The sequence below is a fragment of the Enterobacter genomosp. S genome (assembly GCF_001631805.1).
Taxonomy (GTDB): domain Bacteria; phylum Pseudomonadota; class Gammaproteobacteria; order Enterobacterales; family Enterobacteriaceae; genus Enterobacter; species Enterobacter quasihormaechei.
The window spans coordinates 188901-214172 of sequence record NZ_LVVA01000018.1 but is presented as its reverse complement, the minus strand read 5'-3'; the positions used below and the strand labels follow the sequence as shown (position 1 = coordinate 214172).

Here is a 25272-nt window from a genome sequence, read left to right as displayed (position 1 = left end):
TGACGTTTTAGCATTCAGTGTTTTTTTTGCGCATAAATGCTTTTTGTGGGGGGTTATGTGCGGATATATTCTAATCCTGTGATCTTGCTACATTTTTAGCTAACGTGTTGAATAATCGCTCAGCGTAATTTTTTATGAATGGTAACAATATGAAATACAAGGCTTTACTCTTTACGGCGTTGGTACTCATGGCGGGAAGCGCAGCGCAGGCTGAACAGGTGGGCTCTGTGGATACCGTGTTTAAAATGTTTGGGCCGGACCACAAAATTGTGGTGGAGGCCTTTGACGATCCGGATGTTAAAAACGTCACCTGCTACGTCAGCCGGGCAAAGACGGGCGGGATTAAAGGCGGACTGGGGCTGGCTGAGGATACGTCTGACGCGGCCATTTCCTGCCAGCAGGTTGGCCCGGTTGAATTGAGCGACAAAATTAAAAACGGCAAAGCGCAGGGCGACGTCGTATTCCAGAAACGGACCTCGCTGGTGTTCAAAAAGCTACAGGTGGTGCGTTTCTACGATGCGAAACGCAACACGTTAGCTTATCTGGCTTATTCCGACAAAGTCGTGGAAGGCTCACCGAAAAACGCGATCAGCGCGGTGCCCATTATGCCGTGGCATTGATAAAAAAAACGGCGCAAATGCGCCGTTTTTTACTGCGTGACGGGAGGATTATTCCTGTAGGTCACCGCAGAAACGATAGCCTTCACCATGGATGGTGGCGATGATTTCCGGCGTATCAGGCGTAGATTCGAAATGTTTACGAATGCGACGGATGGTAACGTCAACGGTACGATCGTGTGGCTTCAACTCACGACCGGTCATTTTCTTCAGCAGTTCTGCACGGGACTGGATCTTGCCCGGGTTTTCGCAGAAGTGCAGCATCGCGCGGAATTCACTGCGCGGCAGTTTATACTGCTCACCGTTCGGGCTAATCAGCGAACGGCTATTGATATCAAGTTCCCAGCCGTTGAATTTGTAGCTGTCGACGCTACGACGCTCTTCACTGACCGTACCCAGATTCATGGTGCGGGACAGCAGGTTGCGTGCACGAATGGTTAACTCGCGTGGGTTAAACGGCTTGGTGATGTAGTCGTCCGCGCCGATTTCCAGACCAAGAATTTTATCAACCTCGTTGTCACGGCCTGTCAGGAACATCAACGCGACGTTCGCCTGTTCACGCAGTTCGCGCGCCAGAAGAAGGCCGTTTTTGCCCGGCAGGTTGATATCCATAATCACCAGGTTGATATCATTTTCAGAAAGGATCTGATGCATCTCTGCGCCATCGGTCGCTTCAAAGACATCGTAGCCTTCTGCTTCGAAAATGCTCTTTAACGTGTTGCGTGTTACCAACTCGTCTTCAACGATAAGAATGTGCGGGGTCTGCATGTTTGCTACCTAAATTGCCAACTAAATCGAAACAGGAAGTACAAAAGTCCCTGACCTGCCTGATGCATGTCGCAAATTAACATGATCGGCCTAACGTGACTAAAGTACGTAATTGCGTTCTTGATGCACTTTCCATCAACGTCAACAACATCATTAGCTTGGTCGTGGGTACTTTCCCTCTGGACCCGACAGTGTCAAAAACGGCTGTCATCCTAACCATTTTAACAGCAACATAACAGGCTAAGTGACACCGGACACCCAATAAAACTACGCTTCGTTGACATATATCAAGTTCAATTGTAGCACGTTAACAGTTTGATGAAATCATCGTAGCTGAATGCTAGCCTTTGTCACAATTTTTCAATAAACCAACTAGTTGCGGACATTGATTGATAAACGATACGAATCCAATCAGAAAAGAGTATTCGTATAGTCATTATCATTACAAAACATAAGGATAATAGACTTCTGTTAACATTCTAACTGATTGTTCAGCCACAAAATAGTTTAGCTTTTTTTAATTGTTATGAAACGCTATTTCGGTGATTTGTGTTGCAAAATTGTAAATTCGTGCTGCGTAATATGTTGAAGTGAATCACATTTTTATCTGCTAACTGATTAAAAAGAGAGCATAAATGCATCTGTCTATTGTGCTGGTGGCACCAGCAAGAGCTGAAAATATTGGCGCTGCGGCGCGTGCCATGAAGACCATGGGTTTTACCGATTTGCGTATCGTGGACAGCACGGCGCATCTGGAGCCTGCCGCACGGTGGGTAGCGCACGGTTCGGGTGATATTCTCGATAATATAACCACTTACGCGACGCTCGCTGACGCCCTGCACGATATTTCGTTTACCGTCGCGACCACCGCGCGCAGCCGGGCGAAGTTTCACTATTACGCCACGCCTGCTGAACTGGTGCCCATGCTGGAAGAAAAAAGCCAGTGGCTGGAGAAAGCCGCGCTGGTGTTTGGGCGCGAAGATTCGGGGCTGACGAATGAAGAACTGGAGCTGGCTGACGTGCTGACGGGCGCGCCGATGGTGGCGGATTATCCATCACTCAATCTGGGCCAGGCGGTGATGGTTTACTGCTATCAATTAGCATCCTTAATACAAATTTCTCAGCCACCGGTGACAGAAACGGATGAAAACCAGCTGGCGGCCCTGCGCGTTCGCGCTGACAAACTGCTTATGCAGCTGGGCGTGGCTGACGATCGGAAAATGGTGGACTGGTTGCAGCAGCGCCTGGGACGTCTGGAACAGCGCGATACGGCAATGCTGCACCGATTGCTCCATGATATTGAAAAAAAATTATCCGAGTAAAATGCTGCTATAAGTTTTTAATATGGCCGATCTCGCTGATAGCTGGGGTTGCATATGGGGTATTCGGATGAAAATAAATCTGCTCGCAGCGGGACGTGAGAATGCCCCAAATTGTGATCAAATTAAAAATTCATTGACTTAAGGTGCCCGATCCTTTAACCCTAAAAGAATAGAGCACAGACAGATAATAATGACAGAGTACACAACATCCATGAAACGCATCAGCATCACCACCATTACTACAACCACCATCATTACCACAGGTAACGATGCGGGCTGACGCGTACAGGAAAAACAGAAAAAAGCCCGCACCTGAACAGTGCGGGCTTTTTTTTCGGCTAAAGGAAATGAGGTAGAACCATGCGAGTGTTGAAGTTCGGCGGTACGTCAGTGGCAAATGCGGAGCGTTTTCTGCGCGTTGCCGATATCCTGGAAAGCAACGCCAGGCAGGGGCAGGTTGCCACCGTGCTCTCTGCCCCGGCCAAAATCACGAACCACCTGGTGGCGATGATTGAAAAAACCATTGGTGGTCAGGATGCACTTCCGAACATCAGCGACGCTGAGCGTATCTTCACCGAGCTGCTTCAGGGGCTGGCAGATGCCCAGCCGGGCTTCCCGCTGGCGCAGCTGAAAACCACCGTTGAACTCGAATTTGCCCAGATTAAACATGTCCTTCACGGTATCAGCCTGCTGGGTCAGTGCCCGGACAGCATCAACGCGGCACTGATTTGCCGGGGTGAAAAACTCTCCATCGCCATCATGGCGGGCGTGCTGGAAGCGCGCGGTCACTGCGTGACGGTCATCGATCCGGTTGAAAAACTGCTGGCGGTGGGCCACTACCTCGAATCCACCGTCGATATTACCGAATCGACCCGCCGTATCGCCGCGAGCAAAATCCCCTCTGACCATATGATCCTGATGGCGGGCTTTACCGCCGGGAACGAGAAGGGCGAATTAGTCGTGCTGGGCCGTAACGGCTCTGATTACTCCGCCGCCGTGCTGGCCGCGTGCCTGCGCGCAGACTGTTGTGAGATCTGGACTGACGTCGACGGCGTTTATACCTGCGATCCGCGCCAGGTGCCGGACGCCAGGCTGCTGAAGTCCATGTCGTATCAGGAAGCGATGGAACTTTCCTACTTCGGCGCCAAAGTACTTCACCCGCGCACCATCTCCCCGATTGCCCAGTTCCAGATCCCATGCCTGATTAAAAACACCGGTAACCCGCAAGCGCCGGGCACGCTGATTGGCGCCAGCGCGGATGAAGATGACCTGCCGGTGAAGGGCATTTCAAACCTCAATAACATGGCGATGTTCAGCGTCTCCGGCCCGGGGATGAAGGGGATGGTCGGCATGGCTGCACGCGTGTTTGCCGCCATGTCCCGCAACGGGATCTCTGTTGTGCTGATCACCCAGTCCTCTTCCGAATACAGCATCAGCTTCTGCGTACCGCAGGGTGATTGCCTGCGCGCCCGTCGCGCGCTGGAGGAAGAGTTCTATCTGGAGCTTAAAGAGGAGCTGCTGGAGCCGCTCTCTATTCAGGAGCGTCTGGCGGTGATCTCCGTCGTTGGCGACGGCATGCGCACCCTGCGCGGTATCTCTGCCAAATTCTTTGCCGCGCTGGCGCGGGCTAATATCAACATCGTGGCGATTGCGCAGGGCTCTTCCGAGCGTTCAATTTCAGTTGTAGTCGATAACGACGATGCCACCACCGGCGTGCGCGTGGTTCACCAGATGCTGTTCAACACCGATCAGGTCATCGAGTTGTTCCTGATTGGCGTCGGCGGCGTCGGCGGTGCGCTGCTGGAGCAGGTGAAGCGCCAGCAGGAGTGGCTCAAGAAAAAGCACATCGATCTGCGCGTCTGCGGAATTGCGAATTCGAAAGCGCTGCTCACTAACGTCCACGGTCTGAACCTGGAAAACTGGCAGGCGGAGCTGGAAGAGGCGAAAGAGCCGTTCAACCTGGGTCGCCTGATCCGCCTGGTGAAAGAGTATCACCTGCTCAACCCGGTGATCGTCGACTGTACCTCGAACCAGGCGGTGGCCGAACAGTACGCCGACTTCCTGCGCGAAGGTTTCCACGTGGTAACGCCGAACAAAAAGGCCAATACCTCGTCGATGGATTACTATCACCAGCTGCGCCTGGCGGCGAGCAAGTCGCGCCGCAAGTTCCTGTACGACACCAATGTCGGCGCCGGCCTGCCGGTCATCGAGAACCTGCAAAACCTGCTGAACGCGGGCGATGAATTGCAGCGTTTCTCCGGCATCCTCTCCGGCTCCCTGTCGTTTATCTTCGGTAAGCTGGATGAAGGCATGAGCCTGTCGGAAGCCACCCGTGCCGCGCGCGAGCTGGGCTACACCGAGCCGGATCCGCGCGACGATCTCTCCGGGATGGACGTGGCGCGCAAGCTGCTGATCCTGGTGCGCGAAACGGGCCGCGAGCTTGAGCTTTCGGATATCGTGATTGAGCCGGTGCTGCCAGCGGAATTTGATGACAGCGGTGACGTCAGCGCCTTTATGGCGAATTTACCTCAGCTTGACGATGCCTTTGCCGCACGCGTGGCGAAAGCCCGTGATGAAGGTAAGGTATTGCGCTATGTTGGCAACATTGAAGAGGATGGCGTTTGCCGGGTGAAGATTGCCGAAGTGGATGGCAACGATCCGCTGTACAAGGTGAAAAACGGCGAGAATGCCCTGGCGTTCTACAGCCACTATTATCAGCCACTGCCGCTGGTGCTTCGCGGCTATGGCGCAGGGAATGATGTAACGGCGGCGGGCGTGTTTGCCGATCTGCTGCGTACCCTGTCATGGAAGTTAGGAGTTTAAAATGGTTAAAGTATATGCCCCGGCTTCCAGCGCCAATATGAGCGTCGGATTTGACGTGCTGGGCGCGGCGGTGACGCCGGTGGACGGTTCGCTGCTGGGCGATACGGTAACGGTTGAGGCGGCAGAGCGCTTCAGCCTGAATAACGTTGGCCGTTTCGCCAGTAAGCTGCCGCCTGAACCACGCGAGAATATCGTTTATCAGTGCTGGGAACGCTTCTGTCAGGAGATCGGCAAAAACGTGCCGGTCGCCATGACGCTGGAAAAAAGCATGCCGATTGGCTCGGGACTGGGCTCCAGCGCGTGTTCGGTAGTCGCCGCGCTGGTGGCGATGAACGAGCACTGCGGCAAGCCGCTGAACAACAGCCGTATGCTGGCGCTGATGGGCGAGCTGGAAGGGCGCATCTCCGGCAGTATTCACTATGATAACGTCGCACCGTGCTTCCTCGGCGGCATGCAGCTGATGATTGAAGAAAATGGCATCATCAGCCAGCAGGTGCCAGGGTTTGATGAGTGGCTGTGGGTGCTGGCGTATCCGGGCATCAAGGTCTCTACCGCGGAAGCGCGTGCGATCCTGCCTGCGCAGTATCGTCGCCAGGACTGTATCGCCCACGGGCGTCATCTGGCGGGCTTTATCCACGCCTGCTACACCCGCCAGCCGCAGCTGGCGGCGAAACTCATGAAAGACGTGATTGCCGAGCCGTACCGCACGAAGCTGCTTCCTGGCTTTAACGAGGCGCGACAGGCTTCAATGGATATCGGCGCGCAGGCATGCGGCATCTCCGGCTCCGGCCCGACGCTGTTCGCCCTGTGCGACAAACCAGACACCGCGCAGCGCGTGGCGGACTGGCTCTCTAAACACTACCTGCAAAATCAGGAAGGCTTTGTTCATATTTGCCGTCTGGACACGGCTGGCGCACGAGTACTGGGATAACGAATGAAACTCTACAACCTTAAAGATCATAACGAGCAGGTCAGCTTCGCGCAGGCGGTCACGCAGGGGCTGGGCAAAAATCAGGGGCTGTTTTTCCCGCACGACCTGCCGGAATTCCAGCTGACCGAAATCGATGAGCTGCTGAAGCAGGACTTTGTCACCCGCAGCACCAAAATTCTGTCTGCGTTTATTGGCGATGAAATCCCGCAGGAGCTGCTGGAAGAGCGCGTGCGTGCGGCGTTTGCTTTCCCGGCTCCGGTTCAGCAGGTGGAGCCGGATGTCGGCTGTCTGGAACTGTTCCACGGCCCGACGCTGGCGTTTAAAGACTTCGGCGGCCGCTTTATGGCGCAGATGCTGACCCACATCAGCGGCGACAAACCGGTGACGATTCTGACCGCGACCTCCGGCGATACCGGTGCGGCGGTGGCCCATGCGTTCTACGGCCTGAAAAACGTCCGCGTGGTGATCCTCTATCCGAAGGGCAAAATCAGTCCGCTTCAGGAAAAACTTTTCTGCACCCTCGGCGGCAACATTGAAACCGTGGCGATCGACGGCGATTTCGATGCCTGTCAGGCGCTGGTGAAGCAGGCCTTCGACGACGAAGAGCTGAAGGTGGCGCTGGGTCTGAACTCCGCCAACTCGATCAACATCAGCCGTCTGCTGGCGCAGATCTGCTACTACTTCGAAGCGGTGGCGCAGCTGCCGCAGGACGCGCGCAATCAGCTGGTGGTTTCCGTGCCAAGCGGCAACTTCGGCGACCTGACGGCGGGCCTGCTGGCGAAATCACTCGGTCTGCCGGTGAAGCGCTTTATTGCCGCCACTAACGCCAACGACACCGTGCCGCGCTACCTGAAAGACGGGAAATGGGCGCCGAACGCGACGCAGGCCACGCTCTCCAATGCGATGGATGTGTCACAGCCTAACAACTGGCCGCGTGTGGAAGAGCTGTTCCGCCGTAAGGTCTGGCGTCTGGGCGACCTCGGCTACGCTGCGGTGACGGATGAAACCACCAAGGCGACCATGCGTGAGCTGAAAGCCGTGGGCTATACCTCTGAGCCGCACGCGGCGATTGCTTACCGTGCGCTGCGCGACGCGCTTCAGCCGGGCGAGTATGGCCTGTTCCTCGGAACCGCTCATCCGGCGAAGTTTAAGGAGAGCGTGGAAGCGATCCTGGGTGAAACGCTGCCGCTGCCAAAAGAGCTGGCCGAGCGCGCCGATCTGCCGCTGTTGTCCCATGAGCTGCCGGCAGATTTTGCGGCACTGCGTAAGCTGATGATGACCCGAGCGTGAGTTTGTTGCCCGGTGGCGGCTACGCCTAACCGGGCCTACAAGATCCACAACGACCCCATTCGTAGGCCGGGTAAGCGCAGCGCCACCCGGCAACGACAGCTCCGGTCCGTAGGCCGGGTAAGGCGCAGCCGCCACCCGGCTTTTTTTATGGAGAAATTAAGGAGAAAAACAGCAGGAAAAAAGCAGAAATTCCCAATAAATGCGGCCACTTAGCGTTTAGGATTGCAGAGAATAACATCCGCCGTTCCCATCACGTACTCTCCTTACATCGGCCCACGCTGGGCAAGAAGAATAAGGAGTCATCTATGTCTACACTGAAACCTGCACTCATCGCGCTCTCACTGATGCTGGTCGCTCCTATGGCGGTGCAGGCCGCTGAGATCATCCTCGTGCCTGCGGTAAAGCTGCAAATTGGCGATCGGGATAATAACGGACACTACTGGGATGGCGGCCGATGGCGCGACCATGACTGGTGGAAAGCGCACTATGACTGGCGCGACAACCACTGGCGTCCGCACGATGAACATCGCGATCGTCACGATCGCCACCGTCATGACGATCATCGTCCGGGCCCGGACAGGAAACACCATTAACACAAACCCCGCCAGCTGGCGGGGTTGTCTTTTATTGCTCGTGACGCTTAAACACCAGCTCGTTTTTGCCTGACGATGCCTCGTCGAAGAAATACCCTTCGCTGTTAAAAGCGGTGAGCTGCTCCGGCTTTGTCAGGCGGTTTTGAATGATGAAGCGGCTCATCAGACCGCGCGCTTTTTTGGCGTAGAAGCTGATCACTTTAAATTTGCCGTTCTTCTCGTCGAGGAACACCGGCTTGATAATGTGCGCATTCAGCTTTTTCGGCTTCACCGATTTGAAGTACTCATCGGAAGCCAGGTTGATCACCACGTTATCTCCCTGGGCTTGCAGCGCCGCGTTAAGCTTGTCGGTGATCGTATCGCCCCAGAAGTGGTACAGATCTTTGCCTTTGGCGTTTTCCAGGCGAATACCCATTTCCAGACGATACGGCTGCATCAGATCCAGCGGGCGCAGTACGCCATACAGGCCGGACAGCATGCGCAGATGCTGCTGGGCAAAATCGAAATCGGCTTCGCTAAACGTTTCTGCTTGCAGGCCAGTGTAGACGTCACCTTTAAAGGCCAGCAGCGCCTGGCGCGCGTTGTCGGGCGTGAAGTCAGGCTGCCACTCGTGAAAACGGGTGGCGTTCAGGTCGGCGAGTTTATCGCTGATGCTCATCAGCGAGGCGATCTGCGGAGCCGACAGTTTACGCGCCTCGTGGATCAGCTGTTGCGAGTAGTCCAGCAGTTCCGGCTGGGTATAACGCTCAGTGGCGAGCGGGCTCTGGTAGTCGAGCGTTTTTGCAGGTGAAATCAGAATCAGCATATCCAGTCCTTGCAGGAAATTTAGAGCGACTTTAACAAAAAATCGCCCTGATTTGATCGATAGCTGTTATTGCCGCGGCAAATCATCCCAGGTGCCGGGGGCAATTTGTGACTCGATTTCGGGATAGCGTGTGGCGTCAAAGACGGGCGGCACGCCAAGCTTGCGCTGACGCAGATAATCCCGCGCGATCAGCGCCACAACCGGTGAAAGCAGCAAAATGGCCGTCAGGTTAGTGATGGCCATCAGCGCCATAATGACGTCCGCTATTTGCCAGACCATCGGCATGCTGAGCAGGGAGCCGACGAACACCATCCCCAGCACAGCCGCGCGAAGGACGTTGCGGGCCAGACGCGAATCGACGTTCAGAAAGACAAGGTTGTTTTCGGCATAGATATAGTTCACCGCAATCGAGCTGAAGGCAAAAAGCCCCACGACAAGGGCGACAAGACCGGCGCCCCAGCCGCCAACGAGTGAGACCAGCGCCTGTTGTACCCAATGAATGCCTGCCGTACTGCCGGATGGATGTTCAACGGCGCCGGCCAGCAGCATTATCATCGCACTGGCGGAGCAGATAACAATGGTGTCCGTGAAGACGCCAATCATCTGCACAATGCCCTGCGCGGCGGGATGCGGAGGCCAGGATGCGGCCGCGGCGGCGGCATTTGGCGTGGAGCCCATTCCCGCTTCGTTGGAGAACATCCCCCGCTGAAACCCGGCAGTGAGGGCCTGGCTAACGGTATAACCCAGTGCGCCGGACGCCGCTTCGCGCCAGCCAAACGCGCTTTTGAAGATGGTGGCGATGACGTTCGGCACCTCGTCGATATGTATCGCGCATACCAACAGGCTGGTGGACACCCACAGCAGCGCCATCAGGGGAACCAGCCACTGCATCAGGCGGGCAACCCCTTTAAGCCCGGTCACAATGGTCAGCAGGGTGAGAAGGGCAAGCGCGCCGCCCGTCAGCCACTCCGGACAATTGAAGGCAAAGCGCAGCGCGTGGGCGACGGAATTTGCCTGAATGGTGTTGAAAATCAGGCCATACGCCACCAGCAAAAAGATCGAGAACAGAACGCCCATCCAGCGCATTCCCAGCCCGCGAGCCATATACCAGGCAGGTCCGCCGCGAAACTGGCCTTTGCTGTCTTTTTCTTTGTAGAGCTGGGCCAGCGAGCACTCAGCAAAGGCGGTGGCCATGCCGATAATCGCCGTTACCCACATCCAGAACACCGCGCCCGGACCGCCCGCGCCGATCGCCAGCGCAACACCGGCCAGGTTACCGCTGCCGATGCGTGCGGCGAGGCTGGTACAGAGCGCCTGAAACGAGGTCAAACCGCCCGGTTGTGGGGTGACGCTGTTTTTCAGACTTCTGCCAAATTTGCGGATATAGCGAAACTGAATCATCCCGCTGCGCCACGTAAACCAGATACCTGCCCCTGAAAGCAGGTAAATCATGATCGAACCCCAGAGGACTTCGTTGATAAAGAAAAAGAAATCAGGCACTAACGTCCCTCTTGTTGATGCCAACGTGAATATGTAAGCGCTACCACTGATTGTGCATGCTGTTACTTAGCAGCCTGTTAATATTGTGAGTTTATCATACTCTGCCTAAGCGCACTGTCTGCGGTTGCGCTGCCTCTCACTCGTGTTATCATCAGGGCAGACCGGTTACATCCCCCTAACAAGTAAACCTGTCATTTTTCCGCTGCTGGCAGGCTGTCGGTAGTGTGAATTATCCAGGGAACGTTAAAAGAGAAACACTATCATGACGGATAAATTGACCTCCCTTCGTCAGTTCACCACTGTCGTCGCTGACACCGGAGATATTGCGGCAATGAAGCTGTACCAGCCGCAGGATGCTACAACCAACCCTTCTCTGATCCTTAACGCTGCGCAGATCCCTGAGTATCGCAAACTGATCGACGAAGCGGTGACCTGGGCGAAAGCGCAGAGCAATGACCGCGCGCAGCAGGTTGTGGATGCTACCGACAAACTGGCGGTGAACATCGGTCTGGAAATTCTGAAACTGGTTCCTGGCCGTATCTCAACTGAAGTTGATGCTCGCCTGTCCTACGACACCGAAGCGTCTATCGCCAAAGCAAAACGTCTGATCAAACTGTACAACGATGCGGGCATCAGCAACGACCGTATCCTGATCAAACTGGCCTCTACCTGGCAGGGCATTCGCGCCGCCGAGCAGCTGGAAAAAGAAGGGATCAACTGTAACCTGACTCTGCTGTTCTCCTTCGCGCAGGCGCGTGCCTGTGCCGAAGCTGGCGTATACCTGATTTCTCCGTTCGTGGGCCGTATTCTGGACTGGTACAAAGCCAACACCGACAAGAAAGAGTACGCGGCGTCTGAAGATCCAGGCGTGATTTCCGTGACGGAAATCTACGAATACTACAAACAGCACGGCTATGAGACCGTTGTGATGGGCGCAAGCTTCCGCAACGTCGGTGAAATCATCGAGCTGGCCGGCTGTGACCGCCTGACCATCGCCCCTGCGCTGCTGAAAGAGCTGGCAGAAAGCGAAGGCGCTATCGAGCGTAAACTGTCTTACACCGGTGAAGTGAAAGCGCGCCCGGAGCGCATCACGGAATCCGAGTTCCTGTGGCAGCATAACCAGGATCCAATGGCAGTAGACAAGCTGGCGGACGGTATCCGTAAGTTTGCTATCGACCAGGAAAAACTGGAAAAAATGATCGGCGACCTGCTGTAATCATTCTGCGTGACCGGGCTCCCGGTCACGCGTCTTTCCCCCCGCCTCTGTCTGAATTTTCTCTCTGCGTGTATCATTCCCATTAATCAGTACTTTTTGAATGGAATGGATATGAATACCTTACGCATCGGCTTAGTGTCGATTTCTGACCGCGCCTCCAGCGGTGTTTATCAGGATAAAGGCATCCCTGCTCTGGAAGAATGGCTGGGTAGCGCGCTGACTACCCCGTTTGAGATCCAGACTCGCCTGATCCCGGACGAGCAGCCGATCATCGAGCAGACCCTGTGCGAGCTGGTGGATGAGATGAGCTGCCACCTGGTGCTGACGACGGGCGGAACTGGCCCCGCGCGCCGCGACGTGACGCCTGACGCGACGCTGGCTATCGCCGATCGGGAAATGCCGGGCTTCGGTGAACAGATGCGCCAGATCAGTCTACACTTTGTTCCGACGGCCATTCTTTCCCGTCAGGTCGGTGTGATCCGTAAACAGGCGCTGATCCTGAACCTGCCGGGGCAGCCGAAGTCGATCAAAGAGACGCTGGAAGGCTTAAAAGCCGAGGATGGCAGCGTCATCGTCCACGGCATCTTTGCAAGTGTACCGTATTGTATACAGCTGCTTGACGGTCCGTACGTTGAAACTGACGACAAAGTGGTAGCAGCATTTCGTCCTAAAAGCGCACGCCGCGAGACAATCTCCTGAAGTTGATTAAAATGTGACATTAGCGCCAGCGGCAGTAGCGTGTAAATGGATTTACGATATAGTAATTTTTTCTTTACTATTGCTGTAAAAATAAATCCACAACACACGCACAATGGTTCGCTATGTCACATAACGCCCGACCTCTGAATCGACAGGACTACAAAACCCTCACGCTCGCTGCCTTAGGCGGCGCGCTGGAGTTTTACGACTTCATCATCTTCGTTTTCTTCGCCGCCGTCGTGGGTGCGCTGTTCTTCCCGGCCGATATTCCGGAATGGCTGCGCCAGGTACAAACCTTCGGCATTTTCGCTGCCGGGTATTTGGCGCGTCCGCTGGGCGGCATCGTCATGGCGCACTTTGGCGATCTGGTCGGGCGCAAGAAGATGTTTACCCTCAGTATCCTGCTGATGGCCGTGCCGACGCTGGCCATTGGCCTCTTGCCGACCTATGCGTCGATGGGCATTATCGCTCCGTTATTGCTGCTGCTGATGCGCGTGCTCCAGGGCGCGGCCATCGGTGGAGAAGTGCCGGGCGCGTGGGTGTTTGTCGCCGAGCACGTCCCGGCGCGCCGCATCGGCATTGCGTGCGGAACGCTGACGGCCGGGCTAACGGTTGGCATTCTGCTTGGCTCCGTGGTTGCTACCCTCATCAATACCAGCATGACGCAGCAGGCCGTTTACGACTGGGGCTGGCGGATTCCTTTCCTGCTGGGGGGGGCGTTCGGGCTGGTGGCGATGTACCTGCGTCGCTGGTTGCAGGAGACGCCAATATTTCTGGAAATGCAGCAGCGGAAGACGCTGGCACAAGAACTGCCGGTGAAAACGGTGGTGGTGCGGCACAAAAAAGCGGTGGTGGTGTCGATGCTGCTCACCTGGCTGCTGTCTGCGGGTATCGTGGTGGTCATTTTGATGTCGCCGGTCTGGCTGCAAAAGCAGTACGGTTTTGCGCCTGCGGTAACGTTGCAGGCGAACAGCATCGCGACGATTATGCTCTGCTTTGGCTGTCTGGCCGCCGGGCTGGCGGCGGATCGTTTTGGTGCCAGCGTGACCTTTATCGTCGGCAGCCTGCTGCTGGCCGCGTCGAGCTGGGCTTTTTATCATCTGGCGGGCACCCATCCTGAACAGCTGTTCCTGCTGTACGGCATCGTTGGGCTGTGCGTGGGGGTCGTTGGTGCGGTACCGTACGTGATGGTCCGGGCCTTTCCGCCGGAGGTACGCTTCACCGGGATCTCGTTCTCTTATAACGTCTCGTATGCCATTTTCGGTGGGCTGACGCCAATAGTGGTCACGATGTTGATGGGCGTGTCGCCGCTTGCACCAGCGTGGTACGTGCTGGCGTTATCCCTGATGGGGCTGGTATTGGGGATATGGCTTCGTCAGTCTGGAGGTTATCGTGCCCGCGATGCGGGCACGACAGAGGGATCAGTGTTTTTCACCAATCGGTAATACGGTGCGACCGAACTGCTCGTTCAACACTTCACCCATTGCCAGGTAGATAGCGCTTGCGCCGCACACCAGACCGACCCAGCCGGCAACGTGAACGATGCCTTCGTTATCCGCCAGGTGACCCATTGCCAGCAGGGCGAACAGCACGGTCAGGCTCAGGAAGACGAATTGCAGCGCGCGGTTCGCCTTCAGGGTGCCGAAGAACATGAACAGGGTGAAGACGCCCCACAGTCCCAGGTATACGCCCAGGAAGTGGGCGTTTGCCGCATCCGCCAGACCCATTTTAGGCATCAGCAGAATCGCGACCAGCGTCAGCCAGAACGAACCGTAAGAGGTAAAGGCGGTTAAGCCGAAGGTATTGCCTTTCTTATATTCCAGCAGGCCCGCGAAGATTTGTGCGATACCGCCGTAAAAAATGCCCATCGCCAGGATTACGCCGTCCATCGGGAACATCCCGATGTTATGCAGGTTCAGCAGAATGGTGGTCATGCCAAAACCCATCAGGCCCAGCGGAGCCGGATTAGCCAACTTAGTGTTGCCCATAAGTCCTCAAAAAAATCATCATTAAAATGGTGAAATGGTTAAACCCGCGTCAGTTCTACCTGACAGGGCGCGGCATCATAATGGGCGGCATCGGCGCCGTCTATGATCTCATCAGGGTGAAATTAAAAATTTTTTTATGTCTCCCCCTTGATGGATGACGTTGCGACCCCATCTTGTAAGCAACCGCAGTGTGTGGACCTGAAAAAAATCAAATCTGGGCAGTTGAAAAAGCACGTTCTGCCCTTATTACAGGTACACAACCACATGTTGACTGAATTTTTAGTGGAGACGTTTAGATGGGTAAAATTATTGGTATCGACCTGGGTACTACCAACTCTTGTGTAGCGATTATGGATGGCACTACTGCACGCGTGCTGGAGAACGCCGAGGGCGATCGCACCACGCCTTCTATCATTGCTTATACCCAGGATGGTGAAACTCTGGTTGGTCAGCCGGCTAAACGTCAGGCAGTGACAAACCCGCAAAACACCCTGTTTGCGATCAAACGCCTGATTGGCCGCCGCTTCCAGGACGAAGAAGTTCAGCGTGACGTTTCCATCATGCCTTACAAAATCATCGCAGCCGATAACGGCGATGCATGGCTTGATGTGAAAGGCACCAAAACGGCACCTCCGCAGATCTCTGCTGAAGTGCTGAAGAAAATGAAGAAAACCGCAGAAGATTACCTGGGCGAACCGGTAACTGAAGCTGTTATCACCGTACCTGCTTACTTCAACGATGCTCAGCGTCAGGCAACCAAAGATGCTGGCCGTATCGCAGGTCTGGAAGTAAAACGTATCATCAACGAACCAACCGCAGCGGCGCTGGCTTACGGTCTGGATAAAGAAGTCGGCAACCGTACTATCGCGGTGTACGACCTGGGTGGTGGTACTTTCGATATCTCTATTATCGAAATCGACGACGTTGACGGCGAAAAAACCTTCGAAGTTCTGGCAACCAACGGTGATACCCACCTGGGTGGTGAAGACTTCGATACCCGTCTGATCAACTACCTCGTTGACGAGTTCAAGAAAGATCAGGGCATTGACCTGCGTAACGACCCGCTGGCGATGCAGCGCCTGAAAGAAGCCGCTGAGAAAGCGAAGATCGAACTGTCTTCCGCTCAGCAGACCGACGTGAACCTGCCGTACATCACCGCAGACGCGACCGGTCCTAAACACATGAACATCAAAGTGACTCGTGCGAAACTGGAAAGCCTGGTAGAAGACCTGGTGAACCGTTCTATCGAGCCACTGAAAGTTGCATTGCAGGACGCTGGCCTGTCCGTGTCTGACATTCAGGACGTTATCCTGGTAGGTGGTCAGACCCGTATGCCAATGGTTCAGAAGAAAGTGGCTGAATTCTTTGGTAAAGAGCCACGTAAAGATGTGAACCCGGACGAAGCGGTAGCTATTGGTGCTGCGGTTCAGGGTGGTGTATTGACCGGTGAAGTGAAAGACGTACTGCTGCTGGACGTTACCCCGCTGTCTCTGGGTATCGAAACCATGGGTGGCGTGATGACTCCGCTCATCAACAAAAACACCACTATCCCGACGAAACACAGCCAGGTGTTCTCTACCGCTGAAGACAACCAGTCTGCGGTAACCATCCATGTGATTCAGGGTGAGCGTAAGCGTGCGGCGGATAACAAATCTCTGGGTCAGTTCAACCTGGACGGTATCAGCCCGGCACCACGCGGTATGCCACAGATCGAAGTCACCTTCGACATCGATGCTGACGGTATCCTGCACGTGTCTGCGAAAGACAAAAACAGCGGTAAAGAGCAGAAGATCACCATCAAGGCATCTTCTGGCCTGAACGAAGCGGAAATCGAAAAAATGGTTCGTGATGCCGAAGCTAACGCGGAATCCGACCGTAAGTTCGAAGAGCTGGTTCAGACCCGTAACCAGGGTGACCATCTGCTGCACAGCACCCGTAAGCAGGTTGAAGAAGCGGGCGATAAACTGCCAGCGGAAGACAAAACTGCGATCGAAACTGCACTGAGCGCGCTGGAAACGTCTCTGAAAGGCGAAGACAAAGCGGACATCGAAGCGAAGATGCAGGAGCTGGCACAGGTTTCTCAGAAACTGATGGAAATCGCTCAGCAGCAGCACGCACAGCAGCAAGCGGGCGCTGATGCTTCGGCGAACAACGCGAAAGACGACGACGTTGTCGACGCTGAGTTCGAAGAAGTGAAAGATAAAAAATAATCGCCCTGATGCAGGGTAATTAATCGGCACGGGCGTAGGAGAATTCTCCACGCCCGTGCTCGCATGTTAAGGGGCTTAAAAAAACCAATGGCAAAGCAAGACTATTACGAGATTTTAGGCGTTCCGAAAACTGCGGAAGAGCGTGAAATCAAAAAGGCGTATAAGCGCCTGGCCATGAAATATCATCCGGACCGCAATCAGGGTGACAAAGAGGCTGAAGCCAAATTTAAAGAGATTAAAGAAGCCTACGAAGTCCTGACCGACGCGCAAAAACGCGCGGCTTATGACCAGTATGGTCACGCGGCCTTTGAACAGGGCGGCATGGGCGGCGGTGGATTTGGTGGCGGCGGCTTCGGCGGCGGCGCTGATTTCAGCGATATCTTTGGTGATGTATTCGGTGATATCTTCGGCGGCGGTCGTGGTCGTCAGCGCGCGGCGCGCGGCGCAGACCTGCGCTACAACATGGAGCTGACGCTGGAGGAAGCGGTTCGCGGCGTTACCAAAGAGATCCGTATTCCGACGCTGGAAGAGTGTGACGTTTGCCACGGCAGCGGCGCGAAAGCGGGGACTCAGCCACAAACCTGTCCAACCTGTCACGGTTCCGGACAGGTGCAGATGCGCCAGGGCTTCTTCGCGGTGCAGCAGGCGTGTCCGCACTGTCACGGTCGCGGTACGCTGATTAAAGATCCGTGCAACAAGTGTCACGGCCACGGTCGCGTTGAGAAAACCAAAACCCTGTCCGTTAAGATCCCGGCAGGCGTCGATACGGGCGACCGCATCCGTCTGGCAGGCGAAGGCGAAGCGGGCGAGCACGGCGCACCGGCAGGCGATCTGTACGTTCAGGTTCAGGTGAAGCAGCACGCCATTTTCGAGCGTGAAGGCAACAACCTGTACTGCGAAGTGCCGATCAACTTCGCGATGGCAGCGCTGGGCGGCGAAATCGAAGTGCCGACGCTGGACGGTCGTGTGAACCTGAAGGTGCCGGGCGAAACGCAGACCGGCAAGCTGTTCCGCATGCGCGGCAAAGGCGTTAAATCCGTTCGCGGTGGCGCGCAGGGCGACCTGCTTTGCCGCGTGGTAGTCGAAACGCCAGTTGGCCTGAACGACAAGCAGAAACAGCTGCTGAAAGAGCTTCAGGAAAGTTTTGGCGGCCCGACGGGTGAGAAAAACAGCCCGCGCTCCAAAAGCTTCTTCGATGGCGTCAAAAAATTCTTCGATGATTTAACCCGCTAACCCGTCAGCTGGTTACTATCCTTTAAAGCCCGGAAGCGATTCCGGGCTTTTTCTTTACAGCGTTATTGCTCGGTTAAACTGAATCCATACCCAATATTAATCTGTTTTTACCGATCTGTTTGCGCTGATATTATGGTTTTACCGAGGTATTGTTGTAAAAGAGAGAATTAACGTGAAATTACTACACCGTTTCTTTAGCAGTGAGGCATCCGGCGGCGTCATCCTGATTATTGCTGCTGCGGCCGCCATGCTGCTCGCCAATATGGGTATGACGCGCGATCTCTATCACGCATTTCTGGAAACGCCCGTCGAGCTGAAGGTCGGGGCGCTGGAAATCAACAAAAACATGCTGCTTTGGATCAACGATGCGCTGATGGCGGTATTTTTCCTGCTGGTGGGCCTGGAGGTCAAACGTGAGCTGGTGAGCGGCTCGCTTGCCAGCCGTCAGCGCGCGGCGTTCCCTGCGATCGCGGCGATTGGCGGGATGATCGTTCCGGCGCTGCTCTTCCTCGCGTTCACGTGGCAGGATCCGGTTGCGCGCGACGGCTGGGCGATCCCAGCCGCAACGGATATCGCGTTTGCGCTCGGGGTATTAGCCTTGCTCGGTAGCCGCGTCCCGGTAGCACTGAAAATTTTCCTGATGGCGCTGGCGATTATCGATGACCTGGGCGCTATCGTGATTATCGCGCTGTTCTACACCAGCGATCTGTCCGTTCTTTCGCTGAGCGTGGCGGCCGTGGCTATCGCGGTGCTGGCGTTGCTGAACGTCTTCAACGTCCGACGCACGGGCATCTATATTCTGGTGGGAATGGTGCTGTGGACGGCAGTGCTGAAATCCGGCGTGCACGCTACGCTGGCGGGCGTCATCGTTGGTTTCTTCATCCCACTGAAGGAGCATGACGGCAAATCGCCTGCCAGACAGTTAGAGCACGTGCTTCACCCGTGGGTAGGCTTTATGATCCTGCCGCTGTTTGCGTTTGCCAACGCGGGCGTTTCCCTGGCAGGGGTGACTTTGGACGGCCTCACCTCCGTGCTGCCGCTGGGTATTATCGCCGGTCTGTTTATCGGTAAGCCGCTGGGCATCAGCCTGTTCTGCTGGCTGGCGCTGAAGCTTAAGCTGGCGTCATTGCCAAACGGGACCACCTTTAGTCAGATTATGGCCGTCGGGGTGCTGTGCGGTATTGGATTCACCATGTCGATCTTTATCTCGACGCTGGCGTTTGGCGCAAGCGCGCCTGAGCTTATCGTCTGGGCGAAACTCGGCATTCTTATCGGGTCGCTGCTGGCCGCGATTATCGGCTATACCTTGTTGAAGGTGAAGTTGTCCGGACAGGCTGCCCGGGCATAACGGGAAACCGGGAGGAGGGAAGCCTTCTCCCGATAAACTATCAGGGAGTGAAAACGTGATGTCTCATTTGAACTACAACCATCTCTATTACTTCTGGCATGTCTACAAGCAGGGCTCGGTCGTGGGAGCCGCAGAGGCGCTCTACCTGACGCCACAGACCATTACCGGGCAAATCAAAGCCCTGGAAGAGCGCTTGCAGGGCAAGCTTTTTAAGCGGAAAGGGCGTGGCATTGAGCCGAGCGAACTGGGTGAGCTGGTGTTCCGTTACGCGGACAAGATGTTCACCCTGAGCCAGGAGATGCTGGATATCGTTAACTATCGCAAAGAGTCTAACCTGCTCTTTGACGTGGGCGTGGCGGATGCGCTATCCAAACGGCTGGTAAGCGGCGTGCTGGATGCGGCGGTGGTGGAAGATGAACAGATTCATTTACGCTGCTTTGAGTCCACCCACGAGATGCTGCTGGAACAGCTGAGCCAGCATAAGCTGGATATGATTATTTCGGATTGCCCCATCGACTCCACCCAGCAGGAAGGCTTGTTCTCGGTGAAAATTGGCGAGTGCGGCGTCAGCTTCTGGTGCATCAATCCGCCACCGGAAAAACCGTTTCCGGCCTGCCTGGAAGAGCGTCGCCTGCTGGTGCCGGGAAGACGGTCAATGCTCGGACGTAAGCTGCTGAACTGGTTTAATTCCCAGGGGTTGAACGTGGAAATCCTCGGCGAGTTTGACGATGCCGCGCTGATGAAGGCCTTTGGCGAGGCGCACAACGCGATCTTCGTTGCCCCGACGCTGTACGCGCACGATCTCTATTCAGACGACAAGATTACGGAGATTGGCAGGGTGGAAAACGTGATGGAAGAGTATCACGCCATATTCGCCGAAAGGATGATTCAGCACCCCGCGGTGCAGCGTATCTGCAACCGGGACTACTCGGCGCTGTTTACGCCACCGGCAATCTGAAGACATAAAAAAACCCGCGTTAAGCGGGTTCTTTCAAACAAGCAACAACAAGTGGCGATTAAGCCAGTTTGTTGATCTGCGCGGTCAGGTTTGCTTTATGACGCGCTGCTTTGTTTTTGTGGATCAGACCTTTAGCAGCCTGACGATCCACGATTGGTTGCATTTCGTTAAATGCGTTCTGCGCTGCAGCTTTGTCGCCAGCTTCGATTGCTGCGTATACTTTCTTGATGAAAGTACGCATCATAGAGCGACGGCTTGCATTGTGCTTACGAGCCTTTTCAGACTGAACGGCACGTTTCTTAGCTGATTTGATATTAGCCAAGGTCCAACTCCCAAATATGATCTATGTGGACAATTCAAAGGCCGAGGAATATGCCCTCTATACCTTCTTTTGTCAATGGATTTGTGCAAATAAGCGCCGTTAATGTGGCGACGCTACGTTACGTAGTGATGGCGCAGGATTCTACCAGCTTGTCGTTCGTGAATACAGCTTTTCGGCGTAAAAAACGCTGTTCGCGGGCAGATTTTTTTGCTGTGAAAGGTCAGCGTGATGAAATCATACGGCTTTCTGTTTCGCGTGAACAATCGCCGGTTAACCTTAACCGCTGTACAAGGTATACTTTGGCGATTTTCACTGTTTTGAGCCAGTCATGAAGCTGATACGCGGCATACATAATCTCAGTCAAGCCCCGCGCGGGTGCGTGCTGACCATTGGTAATTTCGACGGCGTGCATCGTGGGCATCAGGCGCTGTTGCAGGGATTGCGTAAAGAAGGCGAGGCGCGAGGCCTGCCCGTCGTGGTGATGATTTTCGAGCCTCAGCCGCTGGAGCTGTTTGCGGGCGAGAAATCCCCCGCACGGCTGACCCGCCTGCGCGAGAAGTTACGCTATCTGGCGGAGTCCGGCGTGGACTACGTCCTGTGCGTACGTTTCGACCGTCGATTTGCCGCGCTGACCGCACAAAACTTTGTCAGCGATCTGCTGGTCAGGCAGCTTGGCGTGCAGTTCCTCGCGGTAGGGGATGATTTCCGCTTTGGCGCTGGTCGTCAGGGCGATTTCTTGTTATTACAGAAGGCTGGTCTGGAGTACGGGTTTGACGTCACCAGTACCATGACCTTCTGCGAGGGCGGCGTACGCGTCAGCAGCACGGCGGTACGCCAGGCGCTGGCGAACGATGATCTGGACACGGCAGAAACGCTGCTGGGCCACCCGTTCACGATTTCAGGTCGCGTGGTCCATGGCGATGCGCTGGGCCGCACGATAGGTTTCCCGACGGCGAACATACCGCTGCGTCGTCAGGTCTCCCCGGTTAAAGGGGTATATGCGGTGGAAGTGGCAGGACTGGGCGAGAAGCCTTTCTACGGCGTCGCCAACATTGGCACGCGTCCAACGGTTGCCGGTGTGCGTCAACAGTTAGAAGTACACCTGCTGGACGTTGTAATGGACCTCTACGGTCGCCATATAGATGTGATACTGCGTAAAAAAATACGCAATGAACAGCGATTCGCTTCGCTGGACGAGCTTAAGGCGCAAATCGCGCGAGATGAATTGACGGCCCGCGAGTTTTTTGGGCTTTAGAACCGGCTTAACTGCCTACGTGATAAATACGGAACCGAGAATCTGATGAGTGACTATAAATCAACCCTGAATTTGCCGGAAACAGGGTTCCCGATGCGCGGCGATCTCGCCAAGCGCGAACCGGGAATGCTGGCGCGTTGGACCGATGATGACCTGTACGGCATCATTCGTGCAGCCAAAAAAGGCAAAAAAACCTTCATTCTGCACGATGGCCCTCCATATGCGAATGGCAGCATTCATATTGGTCACTCTGTAAACAAGATTCTGAAAGACATTATCGTGAAGTCCAAAGGACTCGCGGGATATGACTCGCCTTACGTTCCGGGCTGGGACTGCCACGGCCTGCCAATCGAGCTGAAAGTTGAGCAAGAGTATGGCAAGCCAGGCGAGAAGTTCACCGCCGCTGAGTTCCGCGCGAAATGCCGCGAATATGCTGCCACCCAGGTTGACGGCCAGCGCGCAGACTTTATCCGTCTGGGCGTGCTGGGCGACTGGTCGCACCCGTACCTGACCATGGACTTCAAAACCGAAGCCAACATCATCCGGGCGCTGGGCAAAATCATCGGTAACGGTCACCTGCACAAAGGCGCTAAGCCGGTGCACTGGTGCGTGGACTGCCGCTCTGCGCTGGCTGAAGCCGAAGTGGAGTATTACGACAAAACGTCTCCTTCTATCGACGTGGCTTTCGAAGCGGTCGATCAGGACGCGATCAAAGCTAAATTCGGTCTGCCTGGCGTAAGCGGCCCGATCTCGCTGGTTATCTGGACCACTACCCCGTGGACGCTGCCAGCCAACCGCGCAATCTCTCTCTCTGGCGAGTTTGAGTACGCGCTGGTGCAGGTTGACGGCCGCGCGGTTATCCTGGCGAAAGATTTGGTTGAAAGCGTGCTGAAGCGCGCGAACATCACCAACTACACCGTGCTGGGCACCGTGAAAGGCGACGCGCTGGAGCTGATGCGCTTCAAACACCCGTTCCTGGACTTCGACGTTCCGGCGATCCTGGGCGACCACGTCACGCTGGACGCGGGTACCGGTGCGGTGCATACCGCTGGCGGTCACGGTCCTGACGATTACAACATCAGCCTGAAATACGGTCTGGAAATCGCCAACCCGGTTGGCCCGGACGGGTCTTACCTGCCTGGCACCTACCCGGCGCTGGACGGTATCAACGTCTTTAAAGCCAACGACATCATCGTTGAGATGCTGCGTGAGCGCGGTGCGCTGCTGCACGTTGAGAAAATGCAGCACAGCTATCCGTGCTGCTGGCGTCACAAGACGCCGATCATCTTCCGTGCGACCCCGCAGTGGTTCGTCAGCATGGATCAGAAAGGCCTGCGCGAGCAGTCCCTGAAAGAGATCAAGGGCGTGCAGTGGATCCCTGACTGGGGCCAGGCGCGTATCGAATCCATGGTGGCTAACCGTCCTGACTGGTGTATCTCCCGTCAGCGTACCTGGGGCGTGCCGATGTCGCTGTTCGTGCACAAAGAGACGCAGGAACTGCATCCGAACACCCTGGAACTGATGGAAGAAGTGGCGAAGCGCGTTGAAGTTGACGGCATTCAGGCGTGGTGGGATCTCGACGCCCGCGACATCCTGGGCGCGGACGCGGATAACTACGAGAAAGTGCCGGATACCCTGGACGTGTGGTTCGACTCCGGTTCAACCCATGCCTCTGTGGTTGACGTGCGCCCTGAGTTCGCCGGTCACGCTGCCGACATGTATCTCGAAGGCTCCGACCAACACCGCGGCTGGTTCATGTCATCGCTGATGATCTCCACCGCCATGAAGGGCAAAGCACCTTACCGTCAGGTACTGACCCACGGCTTCACCGTGGATGGTCAGGGCCGTAAGATGTCCAAGTCCATCGGTAACACCGTTTCGCCGCAGGACGTCATGAACAAGCTGGGCGCGGACATCCTGCGTCTGTGGGTAGCCTCTACCGACTACACCGGCGAAATGGCGGTGTCTGACGAGATCCTGAAACGTGCTGCCGACAGCTATCGTCGTATCCGTAACACCGCGCGCTTCCTGCTGGCGAACCTCAACGGGTTCGATCCGGTAAAAGATATGGTTAAGCCCGAAGAGATGGTCGTGCTCGATCGCTGGGCGGTAGGCTGCGCGAAAGCGGCGCAGGAAGATATCCTGAAAGCGTATGAGTCTTACGATTTCCACGAAGTGGTGCAGCGCCTGATGCGCTTCTGCTCCATCGAGATGGGCTCGTTCTACCTCGACATCATTAAAGACCGTCAGTACACCGCGAAAGCGGACAGCGTGGCGCGCCGCAGCTGTCAGTCTGCGCTGTACCACATCGCAGAAGCGCTGGTGCGCTGGATGGCGCCGATCATGTCCTTCACCGCGGATGAAATCTGGGGTTACCTGCCGGGCGAGCGTGAGAAGTATGTCTTCACTGGCGAGTGGTACGACGGTCTGTTCGATCTCTCCAGCACCGAAGCGATGAACGATGCCTTCTGGGACGAGCTGCTGAAAGTGCGTGGCGAAGTGAACAAGGTTATCGAGCAGGCGCGTGCTGACAAGAAAGTCGGCGGCTCTCTGGAAGCGGCAGTAACCCTGTACGCCGAACCGGAACTGGCGGCGAAGCTGACGGCGCTGGGCGATGAATTACGATTTGTCCTGTTGACCTCCGGTGCGAAAGTTGCGGATTATGCTGACGTGTCTGCTGATGCTCAGCAGAGCGAACTGCTCAAAGGACTGAAGGTCGCACTGAGCAAAGCCGAAGGTGAGAAGTGCCCGCGCTGCTGGCATTACACTACCGATATCGGCCAGGTGGCGGAACACGCAGACATCTGCGGACGCTGTGTAAGCAACGTCGCCGGTGACGGCGAAAAACGTAAGTTTGCCTGATGAGTAAAACTCTCTGTTCAACAGGACTGCGCTGGCTGTGGCTGGTGGTGCTGGTGCTGATTATCGATCTGGGCAGCAAGTTCCTGATCCTCCAGAATTTTTCTCTGGGGGATACGGTCCCGCTGTTCCCGTCGCTTAACCTGCACTACGCCCGCAACTACGGCGCGGCGTTTAGTTTCCTGGCCGACAGCGGTGGCTGGCAGCGCTGGTTCTTCGCAGGTATCGCAATGGGTATCTGCGTTGTGCTGGCGGTGCTGATGTACCGCTCGAAAGCAACGCAAAAGCTGAATAACATCGCCTACGCGCTGATCATTGGCGGCGCGCTGGGCAACCTGTTTGACCGCCTGTGGCACGGCTTTGTGGTCGATATGATCGACTTCTACGTCGGCAACTGGCACTTCGCGACCTTTAACCTCGCCGATAGCGCAATTTGCATCGGTGCGGCGTTAATTGTGCTGGAAGGCTTCTTGCCTAAACCGGCGGCGAAAGAGCAGGCGTAACCAAACCAGCCGGGTGACGCGTAGCGATCCCG

Annotated in this window: 23 protein-coding genes, 1 pseudogene and 1 other annotated feature; of the genes and pseudogenes, 19 read left to right on the top strand and 5 right to left on the bottom strand. The window is 55.7% G+C overall.

The window, feature by feature from the left end; translation table 11 throughout:
* The first annotated feature begins 149 nt into the window (after positions 1–149).
* On the top strand, positions 150–620 hold the full coding sequence (creA, locus tag A3466_RS11895) for a protein CreA (protein WP_063450711.1): 471 nt from the start codon (positions 150–152) through the stop codon (positions 618–620).
* 48 nt (positions 621–668) lie between these two features.
* Here the strand turns inward: creA and arcA are convergent, their stop codons facing one another.
* Entirely contained in the window at positions 669–1385 is a 717-nt protein-coding gene (gene arcA, locus A3466_RS11890) for a two-component system response regulator ArcA (protein ID WP_003856501.1), read from the bottom strand.
* Between the two features lie 95 nt (positions 1386–1480).
* On the opposite strand from arcA, the gene yjjY reads away from it, so the two are divergent.
* From yjjY to A3466_RS11865, 7 genes are all read left to right on the top strand, one after another.
* Positions 1481–1621, top strand: a complete 141-nt coding sequence (gene yjjY / locus A3466_RS23165; protein WP_001541509.1) for a protein YjjY — start codon at positions 1481–1483, stop codon at positions 1619–1621.
* Between the two features lie 399 nt (positions 1622–2020).
* Positions 2021–2707 (top strand): tRNA/rRNA methyltransferase, encoded by a 687-nt coding sequence (locus A3466_RS11885; RefSeq protein WP_063450710.1) that lies wholly within the window; start codon positions 2021–2023, stop codon positions 2705–2707.
* Between the two features lie 211 nt (positions 2708–2918).
* Positions 2919–2987 carry a thr operon leader peptide gene (gene thrL, locus A3466_RS22400; RefSeq protein ID WP_072039575.1) on the top strand — a complete coding sequence of 23 codons (69 nt, stop codon included), beginning with the start codon at positions 2919–2921 and terminating at the stop codon, positions 2985–2987.
* Positions 2926–3043, top strand: a sequence feature (Thr leader region). It overlaps the preceding gene by 62 nt.
* 24 nt (positions 3044–3067) lie before the next feature.
* Positions 3068–5530: a bifunctional aspartate kinase/homoserine dehydrogenase I gene (gene thrA, locus A3466_RS11880; RefSeq protein WP_063450709.1), complete on the top strand. Its 2463-nt coding sequence runs from the start codon at positions 3068–3070 to the stop codon at positions 5528–5530.
* Position 5531: 1 nt separating this feature from the next.
* Positions 5532–6461, top strand: a complete 930-nt coding sequence (gene thrB, locus A3466_RS11875) for a homoserine kinase (protein ID WP_063450708.1) — start codon at positions 5532–5534, stop codon at positions 6459–6461.
* A 3-nt stretch (positions 6462–6464) separates the two neighbouring features.
* Positions 6465–7751 (top strand): threonine synthase, encoded by a 1287-nt coding sequence (gene thrC / locus A3466_RS11870; RefSeq protein ID WP_063450707.1) that lies wholly within the window; start codon positions 6465–6467, stop codon positions 7749–7751.
* A gap of 305 nt (positions 7752–8056) precedes the next feature.
* Entirely contained in the window at positions 8057–8344 is a 288-nt protein-coding gene (locus tag A3466_RS11865; RefSeq protein WP_063450706.1) for a DUF2502 domain-containing protein, read from the top strand.
* Between the two features lie 31 nt (positions 8345–8375).
* Here the strand turns inward: A3466_RS11865 and yaaA are convergent, their stop codons facing one another.
* Both yaaA and A3466_RS11855 read right to left on the bottom strand, forming a co-directional pair.
* Entirely contained in the window at positions 8376–9149 is a 774-nt protein-coding gene (gene yaaA / locus A3466_RS11860; RefSeq protein ID WP_063450705.1) for a peroxide stress protein YaaA, read from the bottom strand.
* Between the two features lie 66 nt (positions 9150–9215).
* A complete protein-coding gene (locus A3466_RS11855; protein ID WP_063450704.1) occupies positions 9216–10649 on the bottom strand; it encodes an alanine/glycine:cation symporter family protein in 1434 nt (477 codons plus the stop codon).
* A 262-nt stretch (positions 10650–10911) separates the two neighbouring features.
* On the opposite strand from A3466_RS11855, the gene tal reads away from it, so the two are divergent.
* From tal to A3466_RS11840, 3 genes are all read left to right on the top strand, one after another.
* Complete coding sequence (tal, locus tag A3466_RS11850) at positions 10912–11865, top strand: transaldolase (protein ID WP_003856481.1); 954 nt, start codon at positions 10912–10914, stop codon at positions 11863–11865.
* A 111-nt stretch (positions 11866–11976) separates the two neighbouring features.
* Positions 11977–12564, top strand: coding sequence for a molybdopterin adenylyltransferase (gene mog / locus A3466_RS11845; protein ID WP_063450703.1), 588 nt, complete (start codon positions 11977–11979; stop codon positions 12562–12564).
* A 122-nt stretch (positions 12565–12686) separates the two neighbouring features.
* Complete coding sequence (locus A3466_RS11840) at positions 12687–14009, top strand: MFS transporter (protein WP_063450702.1); 1323 nt, start codon at positions 12687–12689, stop codon at positions 14007–14009.
* Here A3466_RS11840 and satP read toward each other — a convergent pair.
* Positions 13986–14552, bottom strand: coding sequence for an acetate uptake transporter (satP, locus tag A3466_RS11835; RefSeq protein WP_063450701.1), 567 nt, complete (start codon positions 14550–14552; stop codon positions 13986–13988). The genes A3466_RS11840 and satP overlap by 24 nt on opposite strands.
* A 296-nt stretch (positions 14553–14848) precedes the next feature.
* On the opposite strand from satP, the gene dnaK reads away from it, so the two are divergent.
* The 4 genes from dnaK (at position 14849) to nhaR (ending at position 20301) form a co-directional block, all read left to right on the top strand.
* Entirely contained in the window at positions 14849–16762 is a 1914-nt protein-coding gene (gene dnaK, locus A3466_RS11825) for a molecular chaperone DnaK (RefSeq protein ID WP_063450699.1), read from the top strand.
* An 87-nt stretch (positions 16763–16849) separates the two neighbouring features.
* Positions 16850–17995, top strand: coding sequence for a molecular chaperone DnaJ (gene dnaJ / locus A3466_RS11820; RefSeq protein ID WP_063450698.1), 1146 nt, complete (start codon positions 16850–16852; stop codon positions 17993–17995).
* Positions 17996–18167: 172 nt separating this feature from the next.
* Positions 18168–19343 carry a Na+/H+ antiporter NhaA gene (gene nhaA / locus A3466_RS11815; RefSeq protein ID WP_063450697.1) on the top strand — a complete coding sequence of 392 codons (1176 nt, stop codon included), beginning with the start codon at positions 18168–18170 and terminating at the stop codon, positions 19341–19343.
* 58 nt (positions 19344–19401) lie between these two features.
* On the top strand, positions 19402–20301 hold the full coding sequence (gene nhaR, locus A3466_RS11810; protein ID WP_063450696.1) for a transcriptional activator NhaR: 900 nt from the start codon (positions 19402–19404) through the stop codon (positions 20299–20301).
* 58 nt (positions 20302–20359) lie between these two features.
* On the opposite strand, the gene rpsT is transcribed toward nhaR, so the two are convergent.
* On the bottom strand, positions 20360–20623 hold the full coding sequence (rpsT, locus tag A3466_RS11805) for a 30S ribosomal protein S20 (RefSeq protein ID WP_003856458.1): 264 nt from the start codon (positions 20621–20623) through the stop codon (positions 20360–20362).
* Between the two features lie 115 nt (positions 20624–20738).
* Here rpsT and A3466_RS23815 point away from each other — a divergent pair.
* The 4 genes and pseudogenes from A3466_RS23815 to lspA form a co-directional block, all read left to right on the top strand.
* Positions 20739–20944, top strand: a pseudogene (locus tag A3466_RS23815) (DUF2575 domain-containing protein); the annotation flags it as partial.
* A gap of 7 nt (positions 20945–20951) precedes the next feature.
* Positions 20952–21878 (top strand): bifunctional riboflavin kinase/FAD synthetase, encoded by a 927-nt coding sequence (gene ribF, locus A3466_RS11800; RefSeq protein ID WP_063450695.1) that lies wholly within the window; start codon positions 20952–20954, stop codon positions 21876–21878.
* A gap of 45 nt (positions 21879–21923) precedes the next feature.
* Positions 21924–24740, top strand: a complete 2817-nt coding sequence (gene ileS / locus A3466_RS11795) for an isoleucine--tRNA ligase (RefSeq protein ID WP_063450694.1) — start codon at positions 21924–21926, stop codon at positions 24738–24740.
* Positions 24740–25240 carry a signal peptidase II gene (gene lspA / locus A3466_RS11790; protein ID WP_063450693.1) on the top strand — a complete coding sequence of 167 codons (501 nt, stop codon included), beginning with the start codon at positions 24740–24742 and terminating at the stop codon, positions 25238–25240. Before ileS ends, lspA begins: the two co-directional genes overlap by 1 nt.
* The last annotated feature ends 32 nt before the right edge of the window (positions 25241–25272 follow it).